We start from the raw sequence: 26,387 nt of genomic DNA, 5'->3' as shown, positions 1-26,387 counted from the left end.
CCGTCAGCAGGTCGGCGCCGCCGCGACCCGCGCCCGCGCCGCGCAGCCCGAGGCGGCGGGCCAGGGTGGCGGCCTGCGCGCCCAGCGGCGCCGCGCCGAGCCGGTCGGCGATCGCGGTGACCTCCGGTACGGCGACGGCGGCCTCGTCCCGCTCCCCCGCCGCGGCAGCCGCCTCGGCCAGGGCCAGCAGCGCCCGCCCCAGCGGGTACGGCTGGCCCACGGCCCGCCACCCGGCGACCGCCGCCCGCCAGGCCGGCACGGTACCGGCGAGGGTGGCCGCCACCTCACCGGCGTAGGCGCGCTCGATCAGGTGGTCGGCGGCCAGGGCGGGGGCGGTCGCGGCGAGCCGGGCGGCGAGGCCCGCGTCCCGGGTCGCCCGGACCGTCCGGGCCACCGCCCCCAGCAGCGACCACCCCTCCCGGGGCGTCGGGGCCAGCCGGTCGTCGGCCAGCGCGGCCCCGGCGGCCCGGACCGCCTCGGCGTGGTCGTCGAGGGCGAGCGCCGCGTCGATCCGCAGTTCGAGCAGGGGCAGCCGGTGGGTCGGCCAGAGGTACGGGTGACCGAGGAAGGCCAGCGCCCGCCCGACCAGGTCGTCGGCGCTGGGATGGCCCTGCGCCAGGCGCAGCCCGGCCCGCAGTTGCAGCCAGTGCACGGCGGTGATGCCGGGCGGGTCGATCCGGGCCGCCGCGCCGCACACCTCGTCGGCCTCGGCCCAGCGCCCCAGCGCGATCAGCGCCTCGGCCCGGTTCGACAGCAGGTACGCCCCGGTGGAGCGGCTGATCCCGAACCGGCGGGCCTCGGCCACCCCCTCGGCGGCGGCCCGCGCCGACTCCTCGTACCGGCCCAGCCGGAACAGGTCGTCGGAGAGGTACACCGAGGCGACCACGAACGCCTCCCCGTCGCCCACCTCACGGGCCAGCGTCATCGCCCGCCGCAGCTCGGCCACCCCGGCGGCGGAGGCGCCCCCGGGACCGGGCCCCGCCCCGCCCTCCGGCCCCGGTCGCCCGGTCGGCGGCGCGACGGTCGCGCCGTAGCGGGAGACCAGCGCCAGCCGGGCGGGCAGCAGGGTGACGTCCTCGCCGAGCGCCTGGGCGGCGGCCAGCGCCTCGGCGGCGATCCGGATCCCCTCGGCACGGTCGACGCGGACCAGGTGGGCGGCGATGGTGGTCAGCAGCCGGACCGTGCTCGACCGGTCCGGCACGGTGTCGAGCAGCCGGTACGCCTCCCGCAGCTCGGCCCCGCCGTCGCTCTTGCCGAGCAGCGCCTTGAGCCGGCCCCGCCAGCTCAGCAGCCGTGCCGCGCGCAGCGGTTCCGTGTCGCGGTCCACCTCTGCCAGGGCGGCCCGGGTGAGGGTGAGCGCCCGCTGGTAGTCACCGGCGACGGTGGCGGCGGCCCGGGTCTCCTCCAGCAGGGCGAGATGGTCCATGCCGAGCCGGTCGGCCGCGTCGGGCACCACCTCCCACAGCTCCAGCACCCGTTCCAGCAGCCGGCTCTGCTCCGCGTACGCGTACCGCTCCGCCGCCGCGCGGGCCGCGTCGCGGGCGGCGCACAGCGCCCGGGGGTGGTCGTGCGCGGCGTACCAGTGGTGGGCGATCTCGGCCGGCGCGCGGCCGGCGGCGACCAGCGTCGGCTGGGCCTCGATGGCGGCGGCGTAGCGGGCGTGCAGCCGGGTGTGCTCGCCGGGGAGCAGCTCGTCGTGGACGGCCTCCCGGACCAGCGCGTGCCGGAACTCGTAGTCGCCGTCGGGGTTGGCGACCACGAGCTGCGCGGCGACGGCGGCGCGCAGGGCGTCCTCCAGGTGCGGCTCGGGCAGCCCGGCCACCTCGGCGAGGAGCGGGTGACCGATCCGGGTACCGCCGGCCGCCGCGATCCGCAGCACCCGCTGCGCCTCCTCGGGCAGCCGGTCCACCCGGGCCAGGAGCAGGTCGCGCAGGGTCTCCGGCAGGGTGGCGCAGCCGAGCGGCTCACCGGCGGCGGCCAGTTCCTCGATGAACAGCGGATTGCCCTGGCTGCGCCCGTGCACCTCGTCGACGGCGCGGGCGGCGGGCTCGGCGCCGAGCAGCGCGGTGAGGATCGCCGCCGTGCCGTCCCGGTCGAGGCGGTCCACCTCGACCCGGTCCACGCCCCGGGCCCGGTCCAGCTCGGCGAGGAAGGGCCGCAACGGGTGGCCCCGGTGCAGCTCGTCGGTCCGGTACGTGCAGACCAGCAGCAGGCGGGCGGTCCGGGCGGCCCGGACCAGGAACCCGATCAGGTCCCGGGTGGACCGGTCGGCCCAGTGCAGGTCCTCGATCACCAGCACCAGGGGCTGCGCGCCGGCCAGCCGGTGGAACAGCTCGGCGACCAGGTCGAACAGGTACCCGCGCGGGGCGTCAGTGAGGGCGGGACCGGCGTGCGGCGGGGTACCGGCCGGCAGCAGCCGACCCAGTTCCGGCAGGAGCCGGGAGAACTCCGCCTCGTACCCGGCGAAGGCGTCCGCGCCGTCGCGGCGCAGCACCTCCCGCAGGGCCGCCGCGAACGGCGCGAAGGGCAACCCGGCCTCGCCCAGTTCCAGGCAGGGGCCGACGAGGATCCGGGCCCCGTCGGCGACGGCCCGCCCGGCGAACTCCTCCAGCAGCCGGGTCTTGCCCACCCCGGCCTCGCCGCCGACGAGGACGGTGGTGGGCTCGCCGGCCCGGGTCCGCGACAGGGCACCGCACAGCGCGTCGAGCTCGTGCTGACGGCCGACGAGGACGCTGCTGACGGCACGGACGGTCACGGCACCGAGCATGCCACGCACCCCCTCGCTCCCGCTGCCGGGAAAAACGCGTGCGGGGGCGACGGCGGGCCGGGCCACCGGCGGAGGTCGCCGGGGCGGCCTCGTGGACTGCGGACGTCGCCGGGGCGGACTCGTCAGCGGCGACGGTCGCCGGGGCGGGCTGCTCACCGGCGGACGTCGTCGGTCCGGACCGGGCGCCGCCGGCGACCCAGCCACCCCCGGGACCGTCGGCGGGGCAGGGCACGGGCGAGGCGCTCCTGCGCCGCCTCGACCTGCAACTCGGCCGCGTGGGTCCGGTGCAGGGCGAGCATGAACTCGGAGTCGTTGCTGAACATGGGGCGGGCTCCCGTCGGGCGTCGGCGTCGTGGTCGAGGTCCACTCTCCGCGCGAAGGTGCGCCCCGGGCATCGGTACGCCGCCTGATCCGGCGTCCCCGCCCTGCCTTACCGGGGGTCTCGCGGGGCCTTAGCGCGGGGCCCGTCCGGGCCGGTGACGGGGTAAGGTCCTCAGCCCGCCGGCCACGGGTCAACCGGTTCGGCGCCGACCACTAGACTCAGCGGCATGGCAAAGCCCCAGGAGAAGGTCTCGTTCGGCCAACGGCTGAAGCAGATCGGGATGGTGTTCCGGTTCACCGCCAAGCAGGACCGCTGGTTCGCCCCGCTGGTCGCCGGTGCGGTGCTGATCCCGCTCGCGCTCACCGTGGTCGCGGTGATCCTCTGGGGCTGGCTCTGGCTGCCGCTGGGCATCCTGCTCACCCTGCTCGCGGTGCTGATCGTGCTCAACCTCCGGTCCAACACGGCGATGATGAACGCCGCCGAGGGGCAGCCCGGTGCGGCGGCCCAGATCATGGAGAACATGCGGGGCGACTGGCGGGTCACCCCGGCGGTCAGCTCCACCACCCAGATGGACATGGTGCACCTGGTCATCGGGCGGCCGGGCGTGATCCTGCTGGCCGAGGGGAACCCGCAGCGGGTGCGTGGCCTGCTCGGGCAGGAGAAGCGCCGGCTGGCCAAGGTGATCGGCAGCGCCCCGCTGCACGACTACGTGATCGGCCGGGACGAGGGCGAGCTGCCGATCCGCAAGCTGCGGATGACGCTGATGCGGCTGCCGCGCACGCTCAGCGGCAAGGACGTCAACGCCCTCGACAAGCGGCTCAAGGCGCTCACCGCCCGCCCGCAGCTCCCCAAGGGCGCGATCCCGAAGAACATGCGCCCGCCCAAGGGCGCCTTCCGCCAGTCCCGGGGCCGCTGACCGGGCCGTCCCGCCGGCACACCGCGACAGCCGGGTCCGTCCTCGACGGGCCCGGCTGTCGCGTACCCGGGTAAACCTGCCGCCGACCGCCGACGTTTGTACCGGCGATGACCACCGACGATGACGCGACGACATCCGGCGACTCGTTCGAGGAGTTCGTCCGGAGCCGCTCGCCCGCGCTGCTGCGCTCGGCGTACCTGCTGACCACCGACCGGCACGCCGCCGAGGACCTGCTCCAGGAGGTGCTGGAGCGGTTGTACGCCAAGTGGCGGCGGGCCCGCGGCGCGCCGGACGCCTACGCCCGGAAGATCATGGTCAACCGCGCCACCGACCGCTGGCGGTGGCGGGGCCGACGTCCGGAGGCCCCGCTGCACGACGTGGTGGTCCCGTCGAGCGGGGACCACGCCGACGAGGTCGCCGTCCGGCAGGCCGTCCTCGGGGCGCTGCGCACGTTGCCGCCCCGGCAGCGGGCCGCCGTGGTGCTGCGGTACCTCGACGACCTCTCCGAAGCCGAGACCGCCCAGGTCATGCGCTGCTCGGTCGGTGCGGTGAAGAGCCACTCGGCGCGCGGCCTGGCCCGGCTCCGGGCGCAGACCGGTCTGCACCACACCGAGTCCGCCGACCCGTCGGGCCCGCGCGGATCCACCCCCATCCCGGTCCGGAGGACCTCATGACCGACGACCTGCACCCCGATCCGCTCCGCCGGGCGCTGGCGGTGGCCGCACAGGAGGTACGCCCGACACCCGACCTGCTGCACCGGGTCCGGCGCGGCGGCCGACGCCGGGTCCGCCGCCGCCGGCTCCTGGCCGGCGCCCTCGCGGCGCTGCTGCTCGCCGGTGGAGCGACCGGTGTCGTCCACCTGCACCGGCCGCCAGCGGTGGCCCCCCTCACCGGAGTCGCCGACCTCCTGCTCGACCAGCCGACCCGGGGTGATCTGGCCGACGACCGTGACTGGCTCGACGAGGTACTCGCCACCTACGAGCGCACCCGCGACGACAGCCCGGTGCACGGGCTGGGGCTGACCGACCGCCCCGCCGGGGAACCGCACGTCACCTGGGCGGGTACCACCCCGGCCGGTCCGGCTGCGGCGGTGGTGCAGCGGATGTGGAGCAGGCACGACCGGCCCTCGGCCTTCATCCGGTTCATCGGCACCGACGCCGCCGGGCAGCCCGAATCGCTCGGTTCGGACGTCTTCGGCCCGCCCCAGGAGCCCTTCGGCTGGGCCAGCCGGGCCTTCCTGACCGGCCCGGACCGCGACGTGCTGGTGGTGCTGGACGTCGGCGACGAGGTGGAGTGGTCCCCGCAGCGGGTCTACCACACCGACGGGTACACCCGCACCGACTGGCGACCGGTGCGCTTCGCCGACGGCGCGGGGGTGGTGCGGGTGCCGCCGCAGCGCGACCGGTACGCCGTGGCCATCCGCGACGGCTCCGGCACGTACCTGACGATCGGGAACCTGACCGACCCCGAGGTGGTGCCGCACGATCCCGGCCTGAACTGGCGCACTCCACCGAGTGCCGGTTCCCAACCCGCCCGGTTCCCGGTCGAGCCGCACGGGGCGCGCCTCGACCAGGAATCGCACAACCTCACCTGCGGGAACCTGGGCAGAGGCGACCGGCCGTTCAACCTCGCCTCGGCGACGGACTGGATGGCGTACGGCCGTACCCCGGCCGGGGAACTCTTCGTCGCCACCGACCTGAAGGTCGGCGGGGACCCGGTCCGCACGGTCGTCTGCATCCAGCCGGTGGACGCCTCCACGCACCCCGCTGACGGCGAGGTGATCCAGGTGTACGGCGACGAGGTGGACCCGACGGCCGTCCTGCCGGTGCGGGTCCGGCTGCCCGGGGACCGGGGCTGGCTGGTGGCCCGCAAGGACGCCGCGCTGAGCTACCTGGACGACGACGGCCGCTGGCAGCCGGCCGGCCGCCACGCCGCCCTGCTCCCGCCCGGTGCCAGCCGGGCCCGGGTCGACGACACGGAGGTCCCCCTGGGCTGACCGGCGGTGGGCCGGGCCGGTCAGGGGCGGGCGGCCTTCCGGCGGGGGGCGGAGACGATCACCGAGTTGGCAAGCCGGTCGTGCAGGCCACGGCGGTCGCCGTCCATCACCAGCGCGGGCACCACCAGGGCCAGCAGCACCCCGCGCAGCAGCGCCCGGAACACCCCGATCCGGCCGCCGTCGGTGTACGAGACGCAGGCGATCTTGTTGAGGTACATGCCGGGGGTCTGGGCGAAGAGGCCGAGGAAGAAGGTGTACTCGGCGATCAGCACGGCGACCGTCGACCAGGCGTCGCGCGTCGGATCGGCGAAGAGGAAGGAGACCAGCAGGCAGAGGATCCAGTCGATCATCAGGGCGCCGAACCGGCGGCCCAGGCTGGGCGGGGTGAAGGACTGGTCCGCGGCGGGCGGCGCCGGGGGCTGCGGCGTGGTCACAGCGACCAAGGGTATCCGGGGCGTTCCCCGGACCGGCTCGGCGGGGCGATGCGAAGGTGAACAGGCCGGGTCGACGGCCGGTTACCGAGGGCTGCGACGGCGGGCCGGGCGGGGTTCCGCCCCTTCGCCGCGCGGTCCCTGGTGGCGACCGGTATCGTCGGAACGGACAATCAACGGTGGCTGAGCGGTGAAGATGACCCTCCGCGAGCGACGTAACACGGCAGAAACACTCAAGACATGGCCGGGCAACCCCACGGTCATAGCGTCGCCAGGAGCCTAGCCCCGTGCATGTGCCAGGAGGATGTGTGTTCGCCAATCCCGAGGAACTCCTGCGATACCTCAAGAACGAGGACGTGAAGTTCGTCGACGTACGGTTCTGTGACCTGCCCGGCGTGATGCAGCACTTCAACCTGCCGGTCGAATCCGTGGACGACGCTTTCTTCACCGACGGCCTCGCGTTCGACGGCTCGTCGATCCGCGGCTTCCAGGCGATCCACGAGTCGGACATGCTCCTGCTCCCGGACGTCGCGACCGCCTTCATCGACCCGTTCCGCGCCCAGAAGACCCTCGCGCTGAACTTCTTCATCCACGACCCGTTCACCCGTGAGGCCTACTCCCGGGACCCGCGGAACGTGGCGAAGAAGGCCGAGGCGTACCTGGCCGCCAGCGGCATCGCCGACACTGCGTACTTCGGCGCCGAGGCCGAGTTCTACATCTTCGACTCGATCCGCCACGAGACCTCGGCGCACCAGTCGTTCTACTACATCGACTCGATCGAGGGCGCCTGGAACAGCGGCCGCGAAGAGGCGGGCGGCAACCGCGGCTACAAGACCCCGTACAAGGGCGGCTACTTCCCGGTGCCGCCGGTCGACCACTACGCCGACCTGCGGGACAGCATCGTGCGGCGGCTGATCGACACCGGCTTCACCGTGGAGCGCTCGCACCACGAGGTGGGCACCGCCGGTCAGGCCGAGATCAACTACAAGTTCTCCACCCTGCTGCACGCCGGTGACCAGCTCCAGCTCTTCAAGTACATCGTGAAGAACGAGGCCTGGGCGAACGGCAAGACCGCGACCTTCATGCCGAAGCCGCTCTTCGGCGACAACGGGTCGGGCATGCACACCCACCAGAGCCTCTGGCTCAACGGCGAGCCGCTGTTCTACGACGAGACCGGCTACGCCGGCCTGTCGGACACCGCCCGCTGGTACATCGGTGGTCTGCTGCACCACGCCCCGTCGCTGCTGGCCTTCACCAACCCGACGGTCAACTCGTACCGTCGCCTGGTGCCGGGCTTCGAGGCGCCGGTCAACCTGGTCTACTCGCAGCGCAACCGGTCCGCCTGCACCCGGATCCCGGTCACCGGCAGCAACCCGAAGGCCAAGCGGGTCGAGTTCCGCGTGCCGGACCCGTCGGCGAACGTCTACCTCGCCTTCTCGGCGATGATGATGGCCGGCCTGGACGGCATCAAGAGCAAGATCGAGCCGCCGGCGCCGATCGACAAGGACCTGTACGACCTGCCCCCGGAGGAGTGGGGCGACGTCAAGCAGGTGCCGGGCTCGCTGCCCGCCGTGCTCGACTCCCTCGAGGCCGACCACGACTACCTGCTCGACGGCGGCGTCTTCACGCCGGACCTGATCTCCACCTGGATCGACTGGAAGCGGGCCAACGAGGTGGACCCGGTCCGCCTGCGCCCGACCCCGCACGAGTTCGCGATGTACTTCGACTGCTGAAGCTGATCAAGCCGCTGACCTGCGGGGCAAGCTAGGCGATCACCTCCCTAGTCCGCAGGTAGTCCGCACGGGCCACCAGGACCGCATCCACCGCGGTCCTGGTGGCCTCGTCGGTGTCGGGCCACAGGTGGCTATACGTGTCGAGCGTCGTCGTCGCTGAGGCGTGCCGGAGCCGCGCCTGGACGACCTTGACGTTCGCGCCGGAGGCGATCAGCAGCGACGCGAAGTAGTGCCGGCAGTCCTGGAACCGGAAGCCCTCCGGCAGGCCGTCAACCTGCTGCCGGGCGGAGCGGACCGCGCGTTCCAGCGCCCACGGGCCGAGCTGGGCCCCGTCGTCGCCGGTCAGGATCGTCTCGGCCCGCCACTGCGCGACGTGCGCCGACAGCTCCTCGGTGAGACTGCGCGGCACGGGGATCGGAGTCTTGGAGGTCTCCGTCTTCAGCGGCAGTGCCGGGTATTGGACGGCCGGCGAGATGACGCCACGCAAGAAGTCGACATCCGACACCCGCAGCCCGCACGCCTCAGCGGTACGCAGCCCGGCGAACGCACCCAGCAGGATCGCCGCCCGGATCCGGGCCGGCATGGCGTCGTGCAACGCCCAGATCTGCCCGGTGGTGGCCACGTACGGCCGCTGCTTGGCCCGACCCGGTGACGTGCGCCGGGAACACGGCGACCGGGGCACGATCTTGTCGTGCACGGCGTCGGAGTAGATTTGCGCCAACCGGTTGTGCAGGGCATAGACGTACGAGACCGACAGCCCGGACGCGCGCAGCTTGGTGGTCCACGCCTTGACCTGGGACGGTCGGACAGCACCCAGGCGCATCTTGCCGAACTCGGCGACGATCTGCGCCACGTGAACCCTGGCCTGACGGACGGTCGACGCGCGGCGGGTGCCATAGCCGTCCAGCCACGTCACGCACCACTCGGCCACGGTCGTCTTGGCCGTCTTCGGGTCAACGTGGGTGCCGGTGACCAGTGCGGCGGTCTGCTCGTCGAGCCAGTTCTGAGCGTCGACCTTCCGGACGAAGTGCCTCGCGTGTTCCTTGCCGGCCTCGTCGCGGTACCGGGCGCGGTACTTCCCGTCAGGGCGCTTCTTGATGCTGGCCATCGGCCGCTGCCTCTCGGGCTTCCGCGAGTGCCCTGAGCGCTCGGTCGTACTCAGCAAGGGTCACCGCGATCTGGTTACGCGCATGCCGCACTTCGGCCACCTGCCTGTGAAGCGCTTCCCGTTCGGCATCAACCCGTCGAAGCATGTCGACGAGCCGGTATTCCTGGTCCGCCATCGTTGTCAGCCTTGCCCGCAGTTCCTCGTATTCCTGCTCGCTGACCTGCGCCGATCGTCCGCCGTACTGCGTGAGGCTGAGGTCTAGCAGGTCGGTAAGCGCGGCCACCTCGTTGAGCCGAATCGGCCGCTTCCCCTGCTCCAGACGGGCCATCGCGGTGGAGCTCAGGTCGATGCCCGATGCATCGCGCAGGTAGGTACGCAGCCGCTCTTGGGTCCACCCGCGCACCTCTCGGGCCTTGCGCACCTGAGCGCCGAAGGTTTCCTCGGCCGATCGTTCTTGCGTCACGCGAATAACGCTAGTTGCGTTGGGCGCTTGCGGTCAAGCCCGGAACGTGTCTAGTCTCGGCGCACCGCGCAGCTACCGAGTTGCGCAAGGCGCATGGAGTGTCCGACGTGGAGAAGTACCTCACCACCGAAGAGGTCGCCCAGATCGCCCGCACGGTGCCCAGCACGGTCCGCTACTGGCGGCACCGGGGCACCGGGCCGAGGGGGATCAAGCGCGGGAAGCGCGTGCTCTACGCCGAGAGCGCCGTCGCCGCGTGGCTGGCCGGCAAGGACGACCAGGCCCAGGCCAAGGCCTGACGTGAACCGGCGCATCCTGACCGGGTGCCGGCGGTACGGCGGATGCCGGCCCGACGCCCGCTGCCCCGAACACCGGGTCGACGTCGACCCCACCCGACTCCGCGACCTGCTCGCCCACGTTGAGAGGGACACCCTGTCCCCATCAAACGGGGGCGCGCGGTGACCGACGCCGGACGCCGGGCCGCCCTGCGGTACGCCGCCGCCGGCTGGCCCGTCTTCCCCACCCACTGGACCACCGACACCGGCTGCTCGTGCGGAGACACCGACTGCGGCAGCGCCGGGAAGCACCCGCTCACCCGGCGCGGCCTGCACGACGCCACCACCGACCCCGACACCATCACCACCTGGTGGACGCGGTGGCCGGACGCGAACGTGGCCATCGCCACCGGGCACCCCGGGCCGGACGTGCTCGACGTCGACGTCAAGAACGGGGCGCCCGGGGCGGCCAGCCTCGCCCGGCTACGGGCCGCCGGCCTGCTCGCCGGAGCGCACGCCATCGTCACCACCTGGTCGGGCGGGTGGCACCTCTACTACCTCGGCAGCGAGCAGGGCAACGGCAGCATCGTCCGGCACGGCGTCGACTTCCGGTCGCGCGGCGGGTACGTGCTCGCCCCGCCCAGCACCATCCACGGGAAGGCGTACGTGCTCGGCGACCGGCGGTCGCAGTACACCGACGGGGTGACCCGGGTCGACTTCGCCCGGATCCGCCGGGCGCTCGACCCGCCGGCCCCGCCCCGCCAGTACCAGCCCAGTTCCGGGCGGCCCGCCAACCACGACGGGCTGATCCGGCACGTCGCCAGCCAGGGCGAGGGCAACCGCAACGGGGCCCTGTTCTGGGCCGCGTGCCGGGCCGCCGCCGGTGGTGCCGACGACGCCGTGTTCGCCGAGCTGCACGCCGCCGCCCTGTCCATCGGGCTGACCGAGCGGGCCGCCGCCGCCACCATCGCCTCAGCACGACGCAGAAACGGAGTACGCGCGTGACCGTCGCCCCGCCGTTCACGCTGGCCGACCTCGACCAGCCGCCCGCGCCCGCGCCGGTGGTCACAGCGGTTGAGCCGGCCGGCTACGACGACCGGGACGACTTCTGGCAGGCCCGGCGCGCTCTCGCCGCCGTCCGCTCCATGGCCCGTGACCGGATGGTCAGCCCTTGGGCCACCCTCGGCGGGGTGCTGGCCGTTGTGTGCAGCCGCACCGGCCCCCACGTCGTGCTGCCGCCCATCGTCGGCAGCATCGCCAGCCTCAACACGTTCTGGGCCATGGTCGGGGCGTCCGGCGGCGGGAAGGACGCCGCCACCGCGGTTGCCCGGGAGCTGCTGTGGCTCGACGACTTCGTACCCACCCACGAGGTCGGCACCGGGCAGGGCATCGACTCCACGTACACCGTCCAGACAAAGGACGGTCCTGCCCAGTTCTGCGACGCCGCCCTGTTCACCGTCTCTGAGATCGACACCCTCGCCGGGCACTCGAAGATGTCTGGGTCAACGGTCATGGCCACGCTGCGGAAGGTGTACAGCGGGTCCGCCCTGGGCGCCCGGTACGCCGACAAGGAGAAGCGGCGGCCGGTGAAGGCGCACCACTACCGGGCCGCCCTGATCGCCGGAGTCCAGCCGGCCCGGTCGGCGACGCTGCTCGGCGACGCCGACGGCGGCACCCCGCAACGCTGGCTGTGGATGCCCACCGACGACCCCGGGGCCGCCACCTGGTCCGAACGGGCCGCCGAGTTCCACATGCCGGCCCCCGTCGGCGGGCTGTGGGGCCGCTACCCCAACCTCGCCTCGGCCGGTGAACTCACCGACAAGGACGTCGAGGACGGGCTGTGCATCACCCCGAAGCCCCGCGTCGAGATCAAGGTGTGCGACACCGCCCGTGAGGCGGTGGTCGCCAACCGCCGGGCCCGGCTCGCCGCCGGCCTGCTCGCCCAGGCCGACGACCTCAGCGGCCACGCCCTGCTCACGCGGTTGAAGGTGGCCGCCCTGCTCGCCCTGTTCGACGACGGGCGGCCGGAGATCACCGAAGAGGACTGGCAGCTCTCCGAGGTCGTCATGGCCGTGTCCGACCGGACCCGCGCGGTGTGCGCCGCCGCGCTGGCCGACAGCGCCCGCCGGGCGAACGTGGCCCGCGCCGTCCAGGCCGTCGAGCGCGACGAGATCGCCGCCAACCACACCGAGCAGCGGGTAGCCGCCGCCCTCGCCAGGAAGCTGCGCCGGGAACCCGGGTGGATCGGCCGAAAAGACCTCCGCTGCTCGCTGCGCTCACCAGACCGCGCACACTTCGACGCCGCGATCGAACGCCTGGTCGGTGCCGGCCAGGTGGAAGTCGAAGCGGTCGACACCGACTCGCAGGGCCGCCGGGTCGACGGCGCTCGATACCGGGCGACCGGTGGTGGCTCCCGATGAGCAGCGGGTACGGACCGGGCAGGTGGGGTGGACGGGGTGGACATGTCCACCCCACTACCCCGGACGTCCACCCCACGGAGGGCTACCGGACGCCACCGGAAGCACCCACTGAACAGGGAATAAAGATTTTCATCGATTCAGAGTGTCAACCCCCGGGTGAAACCAAGCCGCACGGTGGGGTGGACATGTCCACCCCGTCCACCCCACCGCCACTGCTCGATGCCGAGATCGCCGCGCGTATCGCCGCCCAGGTCGCCGCCGCGCTTGCTCGCCGCGCCCGCCGCCGCCAAGACCGCGACAGCCTCGCCGCCCGCCGCGACGCGGGCCTCACCGCCCGCCACGCCCGGAAGCTCGACCGGAAGGACCGACCGTGATCCGTCACCACCCGTCCGCCGCTGCCCTCGTGCTGCACGTCGTCGGCGAAGTCGCCTCGTGGGAGGCCCGCCAGGTGCTCGACGACACCGCCTGGGACGCCGCCCACGAACTCGACCCCTACCGCACCACCCCCGACAACCGGCCCGACGCCGAACAGGAGCCCCACCGATGAACCGCGCCCTGGTCCTGGAACACCTCATGCTGCACCGCCGCTACGGGGAACTGGTCGCCCAGCTCCGGGCTGCCACCCCGGTACACGTCGTCGACCAGCTCGACGCCGCCACCGACCACGCCCACCAGTTCATGACCACGGCCGCACACGCCGCACTCGGCGAGAGCAACGCCCGCACCACCGACGCCGCTGGCGTGCCCGGATGGCTGCGGCTGCCCCTGCTCGACACCCTCACCACCTGGTTCGCCGATCAGGCGGCAACGTGCCGACACCAGCCCCACCCCGACCGGCCGGAACCCGTCATCGCCGCCGCCTGGAAGCCGGGCCTGGTCGTGTGCACCCGGTGTGCCCCGATGACCGGCCTGCCCCGGAACAGCGACCGGGACCGCACCTGCGACCGGTGCGGCCGGGTATGCGCCGGGGTCGAACACGGGGACGGCATCTACCCCGGCATGGTCCAGGTGGGCGCCCTGGTCTACCAGTACGGCGTGTGCGGCCAGTGCCGCCCGGACGGCGAATGAGCCGATCGTGGGCCAAGGGCAGCACCAGGGCGTGGCGGCGGACCCGCGCCCTGGTGCTACTCCGCGACGCCGGCCGAGGATGCAGGGCCCACGCCGACGGGTGGTGTGCGCGGGTGCCCGGCCAGCACCGGTGCGCCGACGTCGGTGAGGTCGCACACCACACCCTCGGGCGTAGCGTCACCGGAGACGACCCCCGCTACATCGTCGCCTCGTGTTCGGCCTGCAACCTCCACATCGGTGAACCGGGCCGGGCCGCCGACCCACCCAACCGGCCGGTGACCGCGTGGTGAGCAACGCTGTGACCTGCGGTTTTCCCCACGGGCGACCCCGGGGGACACCCCGCCCTGTCCTTTTTCTCTCTCCCCGACGTCGACCAGGAGGCCCTGGCCATGGCTCAAGGACCGCTGACCCGGGCGGTGGCGGCTGCCCTGAAGGACGCCCCGCTGCTGCCGCAGGACGCGGCGGGGAAGGCGCTGGTGCGCCGGTACGCGGCGGCGATCGACGCCGATCCGACGCCGGAGCTGCTCGCCGACCTGGGTCCGAAGTTGCTGGCCGCGTTGACCGCGCTGGGCCTGACGCCGGCCGGCCGTGGCGCGAAGGGAGGTGCCCCGGGTGGGGTTGTCGCTGGCAAGCTCGACGAGCTCCGTGCTCGACGTGAGCAGCGTGCTGGGTCGAACTGAGCCGCGCCTGTGGACGCCGCCGTTGCGGCCGTTGACGCCGGAGACGTCGGTGGGGTTCGAGCAGGTCGAGTTCGCCCGGGACGTGGTCCGGATGCCGTTGGACCCGTGGCAGGAGTGGCTGGTGGTCCACGCCGGTGAGTTGTTGCCGGACGGCCGGCCGCGGTTCCGGGTGGTGCTGGTGCTGGTGTCCCGGCAGAACGGGAAGACGACGGTGCCGAAGCTGCTGACGCTGCACTGGATGTACGTGGACCGGTGGCCGATGACCCTGGGGGTGTCGTCGAAGCTGGAGTACGCGCGGGAGGTGTGGCTGGCGTCGATCGATCTGGCGAAGGCGTCGCCGGAGTTGGCGCCGGAGATCCTGAACGTGCGGACCGCGAACGGGCAGGAAGAGTTCGCGATCTCGGGTGGGGCGCGGGCGAAGATCGCGGCGGCGAACGGCGACGCGGGCCGGTCGCTGTCGATCGACCGGCTGTACGTCGATGAGCTGCGCCAGCACCACACGTACACGGCGTGGGCGGCAGCGGAGTCGACGATGAACGCCCGCCCGCACGCGCAGGCGTGGCTGTTGTCGAACGCCGGGTCGGATGCGTCGGTGGTGCTCAACGACCTGCGGGAGGCCGCCCTGGCGGGGGTTGACGACCGGCTCGGCCTGTTCGAGTGGTCGGCCGATGACGACGCCGACCCGCTCGACCTGGACGCCCTGGCGCAGGCGAACCCGAACCTGGGCCGCCGGTTGAGCGCGGACACCCTGCTGGCTGCCGCGCGGCGGGCGGTGGAGCTGGGCGGGGAGGCGCTGACCACCTTCAAGACGGAGAACATGTGCATCCGGGTGAAGGTGCTCAACCCGGCGATCGACCCCGGGGACTGGCGGGACTGCTGCGACCCGGCGCCGGTGGAAACCGAGCAGCGGCTACGCCTGGCCGGCTGCGTGGACCTGTCGCCGGACGGGCTGCACGCCACCCTTGCGGTCGCGGTGATCCTCGAGGACGGACGCGCCCGGGTGGAGGCGGTGCACGAGTGGACCGGCCCGGACGCGGCCACCCAGTTGGAGCGGGAACTGCCGGCCTGGGCGCAGCGGGTCCGCCCGGCGGTGCTCGGCTGGTATCCGGGCGGGCCGGCGGCGGCCGTGGCGGCGAAGCTGGTCGACCGGCGCAAGGAGGGTGTGCGGGGGTGGCCGCCGCGCGGGGTGCGGGTGGCGGAGATCCGCGGCGAGACGACGGCGGTGTGCATGGGCTTCGCCAAGGAGGTGAAGGCCCGCACGGTGGCGCACTCCGGTCAGGCGATGCCCGGCGCGCAGGTAGCGAAGGCGGAGCGGTTGCGCCGCGGTGACGGGTGGGTGTTCACCCGGGCCGGCGGCCAGGTCGACGCCGTGTACGCCATGGCGGGCGCTGTGCACCTGGCGCGGACGATGCCGAGGTTGCGGCAGGTGTCGCGACGGACCCGGGGAGCCTGATACACGAACCTAAGTTCCGGTATTGGGATTCGCGTATTACACTTCCGCCGTGGGGTGGCTGGGGGCGGTGGGGCAGCAGGTGCGGAATCTGCTGTCCCTGCCCCGGCCTTTGCCCCTGGACGAGGTGCGGCACGTCGAGTTCGACTCGCCGCCGCGCCCGATCGACCGGCTGTTCCTGGAGATGGCCGCCGCCGGCCCGGCGCGGGTGACCCGGGACGAGGCGCTGAGCGTCGCGGCCGTGCAGAAGGGACGCAACAGCCTGTGCAGCATCGCCACGCTGCCTCTGGTGCTGTACAAGGGCCTGGAGATCGTGCGGCTGACGTGGCTGGAGCAGATCGACCCGGACGTGCCGAACGTCGTGACCCTCGCTCAGACGATCGAGGATCTCGCGTTCGAGGGCATTTCGTGGTGGCTGATCACCGCGCAGGACTCGGACGGCTACCCGATGGCGGCCCGGCACCTGGACGTCGGCGCGGTGAGCCTCGACCCGCCGAAGGGCGACTTCAACCCGTTTCCGTCGGGGCGTGACGGCCGGGGCGTGCCGGTCGTGTGGGTGCACGGCCAGCCCGTCACGGCCGACCGGTTGATCCGATTCGACTCCCCGAACCCGGGCCTGTTGCGGGCCAACGCCCGGTCGATCCGGCGGGCGCTGCTGCTCGACCGGCTCGCCGCCACGTACGCCGACAACCCGCGCCCCACCGACTACTTCACCGATCGGGACGACCCGACCGTCGACCCGATGAACGATGACGAGGTCGACGCGTTCCTGGCCGACTGGGCCGCCCAGCGGAAGCGCCGCGCGACCGGGTGGATCCCCGGTGCCGTGCAACGGGTCGACGTCTCATCGCCGTCGCCGGCTGAGCTGCAACTGGTCGAGCTGCAACGGCAGGTGACGTTGGAGATCGCCAACGGGTTGGGCGTCGACCCCGAGGACCTGGGCGTGTCGACGACCAGCCGTACGTACTTCAACGCCGCTGACCGGCGCATGTCGAAGATCAACGAGCACTTCGCCCCGTACATGGAGGCGATCACGCAGCGGCTGTCGATGGGCGACGTGACCCGGCGCGGCTACCGGGTGGCGTTCGACCTGTCGAACTACCTGAAGCCGGACCCGGGCGCGCAGGTGGCCTACTGGAAGGGCCTGAAGGACATGGGTGCGATGGACGCTGACGAGATCCGGTCGGCGGCCGGCCTGTCCGGCCCGGCCCCGAAGTCGAAGCCGAAACCGGTGCCGGCCCCGGCCGAGGGCGAGCCGGCGCAGGACGCGGAGCCGGGGCAGGTCGACGCCGACGACCCGGCCACCCTGACGTTCGACGGCCCGTCGACTCTGACCCTCGACGCCGAGGTGCTCGGCTTCCGGGTCGACACCGAGCGGCGCACCATCGAGGGCCTGGCCCTGCCGTACGGGAAGACGGCCAGCAAGTACGGGACGAAGTTCCTGTTCGAGCCCGGGTCGCTGCGCTGGTCGGACCCGACCCGGGTGAAGCTGCTGCGGGACCACGACTACCGCCAGCCCCTCGGCCGGGCGGTGGAGCTGACCGACACCCCGCGTGGCCTGAAGGTGAAGTTCACCGTGGCGCCCGGGGCGGCCGGTGACGAGGCCCTGGCCCTGGCCGACCACGGCACCCTCGACGGCCTCAGCGTCGGCGTGGACTTCGACCTGGCGGCCGACACCGTGCCGGACCCGGACCAGAAGGGCACGGTGCGGGTGCGCCGGGCCGACCTGCGGGAGACCAGCCTCACGGCGGTCCCCGCGTTCGACGACGCCCGCGTCAGCAAGGTGCGGGCACAGCGTGAAGACGGAGGTTCCGGGATGCCGGACGAGCAGGAGTCCCCCGAGACTCAGACCACGCCGCCGGCCACCGGTGGCATCAACCTCGACCAGGGGCAGTTGACGGCGCTGCTGACCCGCCCCGGCGCGATCCAGGCGCTCGTACAGGCCCAGCAGCCGCAGCAGCCGGAGCGGCCAGCCGCCCCGCAGGGTGGGCTGGTGCTCTCCGCCGAGCAGGTCGACGGCCTGATCCGCGGCGGGCAACTCGGCGCGCTGCTGGGCGTTCCGCAGCTCACCCCGGCGCCCCGGCCGGAGGCGGAGCGGCGGCCCACCGTCGACCCGACCCGGCGCACCATCACCGCGAGCGTGGAAGACCCGCTGCCGTACCGGTTCGACCGGCAGGGCAACCTGACCCGGGGAACCCACGACTTCAGCTCCGACCTGATCGCCGGCAGCAAGGGCGACGGCGTCGCGCTGGAGCGGGCCCAGGCGTTCATGCGCGACCAGTTCGACGCGGCGATGCGTCGGGTGCAGTTCGACACCGACCGGGCCGACGTGGCCCCGCTCAACCCGACGCGGAACAGGCCGGACCTGTACGTCGACCAGCGGGAGTTCCGTTCCCCGATCTGGGAGGCCATCAACAAGGGCACCCTGTCGGACTCGACGCCGTTCGTCCTGCCGAAGTTCAACACCGCCTCCGGCCTGGTCAGCACCCACACCGAGGGCACGGAGCCGACCGCCGGCACGTACACCGCGACGTCGCAGACCATCACCCCGGTCCCGGTGTCGGGCATCGTGAACATCACCCGGGAGGCGTGGGACCAGGGCGGCAACCCGCAGCTGTCGGGCATCATCTGGCGGCAGATGGTCCGCGCGTGGTTCGAGGCCCTCGAAGCCGCCGCCGTGGCGGTGCTCGACGCGGCCACCCCCACCCCGATCACGATCACCGCCGGGGCCGTCAACGGCGCGCTCGACCAGGCGCTCACCTCCGCGTTCGCGTCGCTCCAGTTCGTCCGCGGCGGTTTCTCGATGACCGACATGTTCACGCAGGTGGACCTGTACAAGGCCCTGGTGGCGGCGGTCGACGACGACGGACGTCGGCTGTTCCCGGCGCTGGGCCCGGCCAACGCCAACGGCACCGCCCGGTCCCGGTGGGCGGCGCTGGACATCAACGGCGTGACCGCGCTGCCCGCGTGGGCCCTGGCCGCCAGCGGCACCGTCGCCGCCAGCTCGTACCTGTTCGACCGGGAGTCGGTGCACGGCTGGGCGACCGCCCCGCAGCGTTTGCAGTTCGAGTACCGCGTCGCCTACGTCGACCTGGCGATCTGGGGCTACCGGGCGGCGGCCATCACCGACCTGTCCGGGGTTCGCGAGGTCATCTACGACCCGACGGCCTGACCCGGCCGGCACTGATCGACACGAGGACCAGGAGGCGCAGACGATGGCGCAGGCAGGATCGCGGGCGGCCGGGGCGCAGAGCACCCCGCCGGCCGACCAGACGAGCACCGACCCGACTCCGGCCGGCGGCGGCCGGGTGGCGGAGCTGGAGGCCGAGGTGACCCGGCTGCGGGCCGAGGTGGCCCGGCTGACCGAGCAGGCCGGCGGACGGCCGGCGGGCCCGGCCCGGCCGGTGGAACCGTCGTTCGTGTTCTCCGAGGGGCAGCGGCAGGAGCTGGAGGCGACCGGCCGGACCGTCAGCCCGTTCACCGGTGCGCGTCAGGTCGGCACGGGCCGGCCCGGCGACCGGCCCCGCGAGGCCACGCCGGACGAGTTCTCGAAGGCCAAGCCGGCCGAGAAGCCGGCCGCCGGCCGGAAGCGCTGAGGGAGCGGCCGTGCCCTGGGCACCTGACTACCTGTCCGCCGAGGACGCGGCGGAGTACATCCGCATGTCGTCGACGTCGTCCACGCCGGACGAGGCGGACCTGGAGACCTGGTGCACGGCCGCGTCCCGCGCGATCGACAAGAAGACGAACCGGCAGTTCGGCCAGGTCGACACGGCGACCGCGCGGACGTACCGGCGGCCGGCAGCGTTCGACGTGGTGTCGGGGCTGTGGCTGCTGGAGGTCGACGACGTCCAGGACCCGACCGGCCTGACCGTCGGCGGGGTGCCGCTGGCCACCAGCGGGGCGGTGCTGCTGCCCGACGAGGCGCCGGAGCGTGGCCGGCCGTACGAGCGGATCGGCTTCCCGGACTGGCCGGATAGCCCGGTGGTCGTGTCGGCCCGGTGGGGCTGGTCGGCCGTGCCGGCCGGGGTGGTCGGCGCGGCCAAGTTGCAGGTGTCGCGGTGGTCGGCTCGGCGGGACTCCCCGTACGGGGTGGCCGGGTCGCCGTCCGACGGCAGCGAGTTGCGGCTGCTGGCCCGCCTCGATCCGGACGTGGCGACGACCCTGGCGGGGCTGTCCCGCCGGCGAAGGGTGGGCTGATGAACCTGGACGCGGTCGCGGAAGAGCTGCGGGCGGCGCTCGGCACGATCGAGGGCCTGAACGTGGCGGACTGGGGTGTGCAGCGGGTTCATCCGCCGGCCGCCCTGGTGCCGCTGCCCGAGGCCATCACGTTCGACGCGACGTACGGGCGGGGGTCGGACCGGATCGAGGACTGGCCGGTGCTGGTGCTGGTGGCCCGGCCGACGTCGCCGGAGGCGCGGCGGGAGATCGCCGAGTACGCCGACGGGTCCGGGCCGAAGAGCGTCAAGGCAGCGTTCGAGGCGTACGTCTTCACGACCTGCTCGGCGCGGGTCACGTCGGCCGATTTCGACGTCGTCAGCTACGCGGGCAACGAGTACCTGGCGGCCATGTTCCACCTCGACATCACGGGACAGGGGGCCTGAATGGGCTGGCAGCACGGCAGATTCACGGAGATCGAGGTCGCCGGGGACGACATCAGCACCTGGACGAACACCAGCGAGATGACCCGGGGCGCGGCCTCGCACAACGTGACCTCCTACGGCAAGAACGCCGAGGTGCACACCGGTGGCCTGCTGAGCGGGCAGTTCACCTGCGGCGGCGTGTACGAGAACACGGCGGTGACCGGCCCGCACGCGGTGTTGAACCCGCTGGTCGGGCAGGTGGTGGAGATCATCCGCCGGCCGGAGGGCAGCGGCACGGGCAAGCCCGAGCAGACCTTCCAGGCCCTGTGCACGCAGTACGTGGAAACCAGTCCGGTCGCCGACAACGTCACCTGGTCGGCGCAGTTCACCATCAGCGGCGACGTCGCCGAGACGACCCAGACGTAAGGAGAGACGACGGTGGCTGTCGACAAGGCCGCGCTGTTCCGGCCGCGTTGCCCCGAGGAAGACGTGGAGCTGCCCGGGGTGGGCACGGTGCGGGTGCGGGGGCTGACCCGTGGGCAGATCGTGGAGATCAGCAAGGGCATGAACGAGGGCCGGGACATGGAGCCGCGGTCGCTGTCCTGGGCGCTGGTCGACCCGGAGCTGACCGAGGACGAGGCCCGGGAGTTGATTCAGGTCGCGCCGTTCGGGGAGATCGAGGCGATCTCGAACACGATCAACCGGCTGTCGGGGATCGCCGGCCGCGCCGACAAGGAGGCGTACAAAAGCCTTCCAGGCTGATCCGGGGCTGGAGTTCGACCACTTCCTGGCCGAGCGGCTGGGGATGACCGTGGCCCGGATGCGCGCCGAGGTGTCCGGCGATGAGTACACGCACTGGTGGATCTACTACGCGCGCAAGGCGCAGCGGCAGGAGCTGGCCGCGTTGATGGCGGGGAGGTGAGCGGGGCGTGGTGTTCGAGCCGATCCGGATCGAGGGCCTGGCGGCGTTCAACCGGTCGCTGCGCAAGCTCGACGCGGAGCTGCCGAAGGGGCTGCGGCTGGCGCACAACACGGCGGCGCAGATCGTGGTGGACACCGCCCGGCCGATGATCCCGCGCCGGACCGGCCGGGCACAGGCGTCGGTCAAGGCCCGGTCGACGCGGACCGCATCGCGGGTGTCCGCCGGATCGAACCGGGCCCCGTACATGCCGTGGCTGGACTACGGCGGTGAGGGCCGGATCAAGGGCCGGCCGGCGCCGCGCGAGTTCCGGAAGGGCGGCCGGTACGTGTACCCGGCGTTCCACGCCAAGCGGGACGAGTTCGCGCGGGTGTTGGAGCGGTCGCTGCTCGGCGCGGTGGCGGCGGCCGGTCTGGACGCCGACTGATGGCCGGCAACGCAGTCACGCTCACCTTCGCCGGTGACGCGAGCGCGCTGGAGAAGGCCAGCCAGCGGGCGCAGCAGGCCACCACCGGCGTCGGGGACGCGGCAGCCAGGGCCGGCGCGGACATCACCAAGGCCGGCGGCGCGGCCCGCGACTACACCGACCGGATGAGCCGGCTCGGGTCGGCCGCCACCGGCATGTCCACCGCCATCGGCGACGCCGGGGGCACCGTGTCGGCGCTGGCGGCTCTCCAGAACCGGGGCGCGGACCGGGCGCAGGCGCAGGCCCGCGCCCTGGCCGACGTCGAGCAGGCCGGCCTGGACGCCGAGCAGGCCCTGGGCGACCTCCGTCAGGCGCAGCTCGACCTCAACCAGGCCCAGCTCGACGCGAAGCAAGCCGGCCTCGACGCGGAGCAGGCGCTGATCGACCAGAAGCAGGCAGGCCTGGACGCTGCCGCCGCTCAGGAGGCGTACAACGACGCCGTCAAGAAGCACGGGAAGGACTCCGACGAGGCGAAGCAGGCCGCCCTGGACCTGTCGCAGGCCCAACAGGATCTGAAGCAAGCCGGCCTCGACGCAGAGCAGGCGCAGGCCGATCTGTCGCAGGCCAACGAGGACGCCGCGCAGGCCGGCCGGGACATGGCACAGGCCAACCGGGACGCCAAGGACGCGCAGCTCAACCTGAACGACGCGCAGAAGGCCGCCGACCCGTCGACCCTGACCCGGTGGGGCAGCGAGATCGAGTTGGTGTCCACGGCGGCGATGGGCCTGGTCGGCACCGTCAACCTCCTGGCGATGGCCAACCAGGCCGTCAGCATCTCGGCGATGCGGGCTGCGGCGGCGACGACCGCCAGCCGGATCGCCGCCGTGGCCGGGGCGGTGGCCACCGGCGTCGCGACGGCCGCGCAGTGGGCGTGGAACCTCGCGATGAGCGCCAACCCGATCGGCCTGATCGTGCTGGCGATCGGCGCCCTGGTCGGAGCGATCGTGTGGGTCGCGACGAAAACGACCTGGTTCCAGGATTCATGGCGGTGGATCTGGTCCAAGATCGGCGAGCCGGTGAAGGCCGCGTGGGACTGGATCAAGCGCGTCGGCGGCACCGCGCTCGACTACTACCTGTCGATGCCGGGCCGGATCTGGGGTGCCTTCAAGAAGATCGGCGGGTACGTGTCCGCACCGTTCCGTGCCGGGTTCAACGCCGTCTCGACCGCGTGGAACAACACGGTCGGTCGCCTGTCGTGGACGGTGCCCGGCTGGGTGCCGTTCCTCTCCGGCAAGACGGTCAGCGCCCCGCAACTGCCCACCTTCCACTCCGGCGGCACGATACCCGGCCGCCCCGGCGAGAACGTCCTGGCCGTCCTTCAAGCTGGTGAGCGGGTGTCGTCGCCGTCCGCGTCCCGGGGCGACGGTGTGGTGGTGCTGCGGGTCGACGCCAACGACCGGCGCGTCGGCGCGCTGCTGGTCGAGCTGCTGCGCCCGGAGATTGGGCGCATGGGCGGCGACGTCCAGCGCGTGTTGGGGCCCCGGAATGCGTAACGACCTGCGGGCCGAGCTGTATCTCGGCGGGACGCTGGGCTGGGTGGACGTCACCGAGGACGTCCGCCAGGCCGTCGCGGACTCCGGCGGCGGCATCACGATCACCCGGCCGGAGGGCGACCCCGGCACGATGGACCTGGTCTTCACCAACGACGGCCGGTACTCCCCGCGCAACCCGCGCTCCCCGTACTACGGCGTCTTGGGCCGCAACACCCCGGTCCGGATCGGCCTGGTCGAGCTGGCCGACCAGTTCGACCGCACCGTGGTCAGCGGGTGGGGTCCGGGTTGGTCGTGGTTCGGCGCCGGGAGCCCGGTCGTCGGCACGGACATGCCGGTGACCGGCGGGACCGGCATCCACCGTGTGCCCTTCGTCGCCGGGTTCCGGGCCACCTACTACACCGCGCGACGGTGGCGGGATGCCGAGCTGCGGGTCACGGTCAGCAGCCCGATCGCCGACGTCACCGGCGGCAACATCGAGCCGGCCAACCTGCTGTTGCGCGGGCAGGACATCAACACCTACTACATGGCCCGGTTGGAGGTGTCGACGGCCGAGGTGGTGACCCTGACGCTGCACGGCCCGGCCGGGCAGATCGCCGGCCCGGTCACCGTGCCGGGGCTGCGGTGGACTGGCCAGCCGCTGCGGGTCGCCGCCAGCGTGGTGGCCGACCGGTTGGCCATGTCCGTCTGGGACCCGGCCGCCGGCGGGGAGCCACGCGACTGGCAGATCACCGCGGTGGACGGCCGGCTGGCCGCCGCCGGCTGGGTCGGCATCCGGTCCGGCGTCGGCGCCGGCAACTCCAACAGCAAGCCGATCGAGTTCCGCTACGACGACCTGGAGGTCATCGACCGGCGTGCCCTGATGGAGGTGTCGGCGTGGCCGCCCCGGTGGACGCCGGAGGCCAACGGCACCGACCGGGGCGACACCTGGGTGGAGGTGCAGGCCGCCGGCATCCTGGAGCGCCTGGGCCAGGGCACCAAGGCGCTGACCTCGCCGATGTACCAGACCCTGATCGCCCGCGACCCCGCCGGCTACCTGCCCCTCGAAGACGGTGAGAAGACCCGCAACCCGTCCAACGTCGCCCGGGACGCCGTCCGCGCGTCCGCGACGGCGGTGGCGTTCGCCGATCGGGAGTGCCCTCCGGGCGCCAGCTCGTGCGCGCGGCTGACCGGCAGCTCGTCACGGCTCACGATCGGCGTCGCCGGCCGCAGCAGTTCTCACTGGTCGGTGTTCGTGATGTTCCGGCTCCAGTCGCTGCCCGCCGCCGGCCAGGACTGGCCGTTCATGTCCCTGCGGATGGCCGGCAGCAACGTCGACCGGTGGGAGCTTCAGCTCGGTCAGAACGGGTTGCGGTGGGCGGCGTACAACTCGGCCGGCACCGAGTTGTCGAGCCGGGTGAGCCTCTACGGCGCAGGCGTCGACCCCCTCGGCTGGGTGGCCATCTGCCTCCAGGTCCAGCAGGTCGGCACGCTCACCACCTGGGGATGGGTGCACCACCAGGTCGGGTCGGACGTCTGGTACACCGGCAACGGCTGGGCCGGCGACTCGTTCGCTGGCACCGTCGGGCAGATGATCTGGGGCGAGGTGGCCGCTGGCAGCCAGTTCTCCGGCGCCCGGTTGTCGCACTGGGCCGTCGACACGCGGCCCATCCCCCTCGACTCGTGGCAGTACCGCGACGCCAGCAGCGGGTTCGCGGGCGAGCTGGCCACCGACCGGATCGCCCGGCTGTCGGCCGAGGTCGGCGTACCCATGCTGATTACCCGGGGTCCGGACCCGTCGTGCCCGATGGGCGCGCAGGGGCCCTCGGACTACCTCTCGCTGATCCGGGAGTGTGCCGAGGCCGATGGCGGCATCCTCGGCGAGGCCCGCGAGCAGCAGGCCCTGACGTACCGGGCGCTGAGCAGCCTCTACAACCAGCCGCCCCTGGCCATCGACTACGCCAGGCTGGCCCCGCCGCTCGAACCGACGGACGACGTCGACCACGTCCGCAACGACGTCACCGTTGAGCGGACTGGCGGCGGCCGGCAGCGGTACGTGATGCCCACCGGCCCGCTGTCCGTCCAGCGACCGCCGGACGGGGTTGGTACCTACACCACGTCGTACACGCTCAACCTGGCGTCGGACGAGCAGGTCGCCGACCATGCCCGGTGGCGGTTGCACCTGGGCACGTGGGATGAGGCCCGGTACCCGCGTGCCCGCGTCGAGCTGGGCGACCCGGCGTGGTCGACCGATCCGCTGCTGGCTTCCGAGGTCGTCGCCCTGGACGCCGGCCGGGTTCTCGCCCTGGGTGGGCTGCCCGCGTGGCTGCCGCCGGGTCCGACGTCGCAGATGGTCCGGGCCACCGTCGAGCGCATCGACCAGCACACCCGCACCCTGGACTGGACGCTCACGCCGGCGGGACCGTACACGGTGGCCACCGTTGGCGGGCCGCAGCGGGTGGCACCGGACGCCAGCTTCACCACCGGGTTGACGGCGAGCGGCATGTCCATGCTGGTGACCACCTCGGCGGCCGATGGCCCCTGGACGGAGGACCCGCAGGACTTCCCGCTGCCGATGCGGGTGGGCGGCGAGCAGGTGACGGCCAGCAGCATCGAACGGTCGATGGTCGACGTGTTCGGGCGCACCGTGGCGGCCGGCGGGTGGGGCAGCCCGTGGACCGTGGCGCGAGGCTCGGCGTCCAACTACTCGGTGGCCGGCGGTGTCGGGCTGATCGCCCTGCCCACGGTCAACGATGAGCACCAGGCGACGCTCGACGTGGGCGCGCAGACGCAGGACATCCGCGCCTGGGTGCTCGCCCCTGCCACCCCGGCCGGCGGACCGATCAACCTGGGGTTGCTGCTGCGCTACACGGATCAGGGCACGAACTACTGGATTGATGCCCAGGTCGCCACCGACGGGTCGATCGCGGTCCGGATCATCCGACGGGAGGCCGGCGCGGTCACCGTGCTGGGCAGCGCCACCGCCGCCGTGACGCACTCCAGCACCGTGCCCCGGGCGATCCGGGCCGAGGTCGCCGGCAACCTGATCAGGGCGCGCGTGTGGGCGTCCAACGCGGCCGAGCCGACGGCGTGGGACGTCCAGACCACCGACCCGGCGCCGCTGCCCGGGGCGACCCGGGCCGGCATCGTCGCCCGTCGGATGACCGGCAACACGAACGGCACCCTGACCGTGCAGATCGACAACGTGTCGGTCGTCAGCCCGCAGCTCGTGACCCTGTCCGCCCGGGGCGTCAACGGCGTCCAGCGCGGGTGGGGCGCGGGGACGCCGGTCACCGTGTGGACCCCGGCCGTGGTGGCCCTGTGAGC

26 protein-coding genes are annotated in these 26,387 nt (G+C 73.0%); 21 read left to right on the top strand and 5 right to left on the bottom strand.

Features of this window, described 5'->3' with window-relative positions; translation table 11 throughout:
• The coding region (locus AWW66_RS11055) for an ATP-binding protein (protein ID WP_245648158.1) at positions 1–2,755 on the bottom strand (2,755 nt) is incomplete at its 3' end.
• Positions 2,756–2,919: 164 nt separating this feature from the next.
• A complete protein-coding gene (locus tag AWW66_RS34345; RefSeq protein WP_169807094.1) occupies positions 2,920–3,090 on the bottom strand; it encodes a hypothetical protein in 171 nt (56 codons plus the stop codon).
• A 225-nt stretch (positions 3,091–3,315) separates the two neighbouring features.
• Between AWW66_RS34345 and AWW66_RS11050 the strand changes: the two genes are divergently transcribed.
• The 3 genes from AWW66_RS11050 to AWW66_RS11040 all read left to right on the top strand — a co-directional run bounded on the left by AWW66_RS11050 (position 3,316) and on the right by AWW66_RS11040 (position 6,001).
• On the top strand, positions 3,316–4,005 hold the full coding sequence (locus AWW66_RS11050; protein ID WP_067363755.1) for a DUF4191 domain-containing protein: 690 nt from the start codon (positions 3,316–3,318) through the stop codon (positions 4,003–4,005).
• Positions 4,006–4,112: 107 nt separating this feature from the next.
• A complete protein-coding gene (locus AWW66_RS11045; protein ID WP_067363752.1) occupies positions 4,113–4,679 on the top strand; it encodes a SigE family RNA polymerase sigma factor in 567 nt (188 codons plus the stop codon).
• On the top strand, positions 4,676–6,001 hold the full coding sequence (locus AWW66_RS11040) for a hypothetical protein (RefSeq protein WP_067363749.1): 1,326 nt from the start codon (positions 4,676–4,678) through the stop codon (positions 5,999–6,001). Before AWW66_RS11045 ends, AWW66_RS11040 begins: the two co-directional genes overlap by 4 nt.
• Before the next feature lie 20 nt (positions 6,002–6,021).
• Here AWW66_RS11040 and AWW66_RS11035 read toward each other — a convergent pair whose 3' ends face one another.
• Entirely contained in the window at positions 6,022–6,435 is a 414-nt protein-coding gene (locus tag AWW66_RS11035; protein ID WP_067363746.1) for an RDD family protein, read from the bottom strand.
• A 305-nt stretch (positions 6,436–6,740) separates the two neighbouring features.
• On the opposite strand from AWW66_RS11035, the gene glnA reads away from it, so the two are divergent.
• Positions 6,741–8,165 carry a type I glutamate--ammonia ligase gene (glnA, locus tag AWW66_RS11030; protein ID WP_067363743.1) on the top strand — a complete coding sequence of 475 codons (1,425 nt, stop codon included), beginning with the start codon at positions 6,741–6,743 and terminating at the stop codon, positions 8,163–8,165.
• A gap of 31 nt (positions 8,166–8,196) precedes the next feature.
• Here glnA and AWW66_RS11025 read toward each other — a convergent pair whose 3' ends face one another.
• Together AWW66_RS11025 and AWW66_RS11020 are read right to left on the bottom strand one after the other, a co-directional pair.
• Positions 8,197–9,273, bottom strand: a complete 1,077-nt coding sequence (locus tag AWW66_RS11025) for a site-specific integrase (RefSeq protein WP_067363741.1) — start codon at positions 9,271–9,273, stop codon at positions 8,197–8,199.
• Positions 9,248–9,736 carry a helix-turn-helix domain-containing protein gene (locus AWW66_RS11020; RefSeq protein WP_169807093.1) on the bottom strand — a complete coding sequence of 163 codons (489 nt, stop codon included), beginning with the start codon at positions 9,734–9,736 and terminating at the stop codon, positions 9,248–9,250. Before AWW66_RS11020 ends, AWW66_RS11025 begins: the two co-directional genes overlap by 26 nt.
• A 107-nt stretch (positions 9,737–9,843) precedes the next feature.
• Here AWW66_RS11020 and AWW66_RS11015 point away from each other — a divergent pair, with 107 nt between their 5' ends.
• The 17 genes from AWW66_RS11015 (at position 9,844) to AWW66_RS10940 (ending at position 26,385) form a co-directional block, all read left to right on the top strand.
• Positions 9,844–10,032, top strand: coding sequence for a helix-turn-helix transcriptional regulator (locus AWW66_RS11015; RefSeq protein WP_067363780.1), 189 nt, complete (start codon positions 9,844–9,846; stop codon positions 10,030–10,032).
• Positions 10,033–10,191: 159 nt separating this feature from the next.
• Positions 10,192–11,013 carry a bifunctional DNA primase/polymerase gene (locus tag AWW66_RS11010; RefSeq protein WP_067363735.1) on the top strand — a complete coding sequence of 274 codons (822 nt, stop codon included), beginning with the start codon at positions 10,192–10,194 and terminating at the stop codon, positions 11,011–11,013.
• On the top strand, positions 11,010–12,428 hold the full coding sequence (locus AWW66_RS11005) for a hypothetical protein (protein WP_067363733.1): 1,419 nt from the start codon (positions 11,010–11,012) through the stop codon (positions 12,426–12,428). Before AWW66_RS11010 ends, AWW66_RS11005 begins: the two co-directional genes overlap by 4 nt.
• 185 nt (positions 12,429–12,613) lie before the next feature.
• A complete protein-coding gene (locus tag AWW66_RS11000) occupies positions 12,614–12,802 on the top strand; it encodes a hypothetical protein (protein WP_067363730.1) in 189 nt (62 codons plus the stop codon).
• A complete protein-coding gene (locus AWW66_RS33615) occupies positions 12,799–12,975 on the top strand; it encodes a hypothetical protein (protein WP_157527375.1) in 177 nt (58 codons plus the stop codon). The genes AWW66_RS11000 and AWW66_RS33615 overlap by 4 nt, the downstream gene beginning before the upstream one ends.
• Positions 12,972–13,496 (top strand): hypothetical protein, encoded by a 525-nt coding sequence (locus AWW66_RS10995; protein ID WP_067363727.1) that lies wholly within the window; start codon positions 12,972–12,974, stop codon positions 13,494–13,496. Before AWW66_RS33615 ends, AWW66_RS10995 begins: the two co-directional genes overlap by 4 nt.
• 389 nt (positions 13,497–13,885) lie before the next feature.
• Entirely contained in the window at positions 13,886–14,176 is a 291-nt protein-coding gene (locus AWW66_RS10990; protein ID WP_157527373.1) for a terminase small subunit, read from the top strand.
• Complete coding sequence (locus AWW66_RS10985; protein ID WP_067363777.1) at positions 14,160–15,629, top strand: terminase large subunit; 1,470 nt, start codon at positions 14,160–14,162, stop codon at positions 15,627–15,629. Before AWW66_RS10990 ends, AWW66_RS10985 begins: the two co-directional genes overlap by 17 nt.
• Positions 15,630–15,678: 49 nt before the next feature.
• The gene (locus tag AWW66_RS10980; protein ID WP_157527369.1) at positions 15,679–18,798 is read left to right on the top strand and encodes an HK97 family phage prohead protease; all 3,120 of its coding nucleotides are present in this window, start codon (positions 15,679–15,681) and stop codon (positions 18,796–18,798) included.
• Between the two features lie 43 nt (positions 18,799–18,841).
• Positions 18,842–19,222 carry a hypothetical protein gene (locus tag AWW66_RS10975; RefSeq protein WP_067363718.1) on the top strand — a complete coding sequence of 127 codons (381 nt, stop codon included), beginning with the start codon at positions 18,842–18,844 and terminating at the stop codon, positions 19,220–19,222.
• Between the two features lie 10 nt (positions 19,223–19,232).
• On the top strand, positions 19,233–19,823 hold the full coding sequence (locus tag AWW66_RS10970; protein ID WP_067363715.1) for a hypothetical protein: 591 nt from the start codon (positions 19,233–19,235) through the stop codon (positions 19,821–19,823).
• Positions 19,823–20,227: a hypothetical protein gene (locus AWW66_RS10965; protein ID WP_067363712.1), complete on the top strand. Its 405-nt coding sequence runs from the start codon at positions 19,823–19,825 to the stop codon at positions 20,225–20,227. Before AWW66_RS10970 ends, AWW66_RS10965 begins: the two co-directional genes overlap by 1 nt.
• Positions 20,228–20,632 carry a hypothetical protein gene (locus tag AWW66_RS10960; RefSeq protein ID WP_067363709.1) on the top strand — a complete coding sequence of 135 codons (405 nt, stop codon included), beginning with the start codon at positions 20,228–20,230 and terminating at the stop codon, positions 20,630–20,632.
• Between the two features lie 12 nt (positions 20,633–20,644).
• Complete coding sequence (locus AWW66_RS10955; protein WP_067363706.1) at positions 20,645–20,968, top strand: hypothetical protein; 324 nt, start codon at positions 20,645–20,647, stop codon at positions 20,966–20,968.
• Between the two features lie 167 nt (positions 20,969–21,135).
• A complete protein-coding gene (locus AWW66_RS10950; RefSeq protein ID WP_245648156.1) occupies positions 21,136–21,552 on the top strand; it encodes an HK97 gp10 family phage protein in 417 nt (138 codons plus the stop codon).
• Positions 21,552–23,084 (top strand): hypothetical protein, encoded by a 1,533-nt coding sequence (locus AWW66_RS10945; protein WP_067363703.1) that lies wholly within the window; start codon positions 21,552–21,554, stop codon positions 23,082–23,084. Before AWW66_RS10950 ends, AWW66_RS10945 begins: the two co-directional genes overlap by 1 nt.
• Positions 23,077–26,385, top strand: a complete 3,309-nt coding sequence (locus AWW66_RS10940; RefSeq protein WP_067363700.1) for a hypothetical protein — start codon at positions 23,077–23,079, stop codon at positions 26,383–26,385. The genes AWW66_RS10945 and AWW66_RS10940 overlap by 8 nt, the downstream gene beginning before the upstream one ends.
• Positions 26,386–26,387 lie beyond the last annotated feature (2 nt).

It is taken from the genome of Micromonospora rosaria (assembly GCF_001567585.1).
Classification (GTDB): Bacteria; Actinomycetota; Actinomycetes; order Mycobacteriales; family Micromonosporaceae; genus Micromonospora; species Micromonospora rosaria.
Note: the sequence above shows the minus strand (reverse complement) of the source record. Positions and strands in the feature narration are given on the sequence as shown.

Excerpts from the sequence above, each read along its gene's own strand:
- AWW66_RS10995 (WP_067363727.1), top strand. The coding sequence starts at position 12,972 with ATGAACCGCGCCCTGGTCCTGGAACACCTCATGCTGCACCGCCGCTAC.
- AWW66_RS11000 (WP_067363730.1), top strand. The coding sequence starts at position 12,614 with ATGTCCACCCCGTCCACCCCACCGCCACTGCTCGATGCCGAGATCGCC.
- AWW66_RS34345 (WP_169807094.1), bottom strand. The coding sequence starts at position 3,090 with ATGTTCAGCAACGACTCCGAGTTCATGCTCGCCCTGCACCGGACCCAC.
- AWW66_RS10945 (WP_067363703.1), top strand. The coding sequence starts at position 21,552 with ATGGCCGGCAACGCAGTCACGCTCACCTTCGCCGGTGACGCGAGCGCG.
- AWW66_RS10975 (WP_067363718.1), top strand. The coding sequence starts at position 18,842 with ATGGCGCAGGCAGGATCGCGGGCGGCCGGGGCGCAGAGCACCCCGCCG.
- AWW66_RS10960 (WP_067363709.1), top strand. The coding sequence starts at position 20,228 with ATGGGCTGGCAGCACGGCAGATTCACGGAGATCGAGGTCGCCGGGGAC.
- AWW66_RS11050 (WP_067363755.1), top strand. The coding sequence starts at position 3,316 with ATGGCAAAGCCCCAGGAGAAGGTCTCGTTCGGCCAACGGCTGAAGCAG.
- AWW66_RS10965 (WP_067363712.1), top strand. The coding sequence starts at position 19,823 with ATGAACCTGGACGCGGTCGCGGAAGAGCTGCGGGCGGCGCTCGGCACG.
- AWW66_RS11045 (WP_067363752.1), top strand. The coding sequence starts at position 4,113 with ATGACCACCGACGATGACGCGACGACATCCGGCGACTCGTTCGAGGAG.
- AWW66_RS11040 (WP_067363749.1), top strand. The coding sequence starts at position 4,676 with ATGACCGACGACCTGCACCCCGATCCGCTCCGCCGGGCGCTGGCGGTG.
- AWW66_RS11025 (WP_067363741.1), bottom strand. The coding sequence starts at position 9,273 with ATGGCCAGCATCAAGAAGCGCCCTGACGGGAAGTACCGCGCCCGGTAC.
- AWW66_RS10990 (WP_157527373.1), top strand. The coding sequence starts at position 13,886 with ATGGCTCAAGGACCGCTGACCCGGGCGGTGGCGGCTGCCCTGAAGGAC.
- AWW66_RS10940 (WP_067363700.1), top strand. The coding sequence starts at position 23,077 with ATGCGTAACGACCTGCGGGCCGAGCTGTATCTCGGCGGGACGCTGGGC.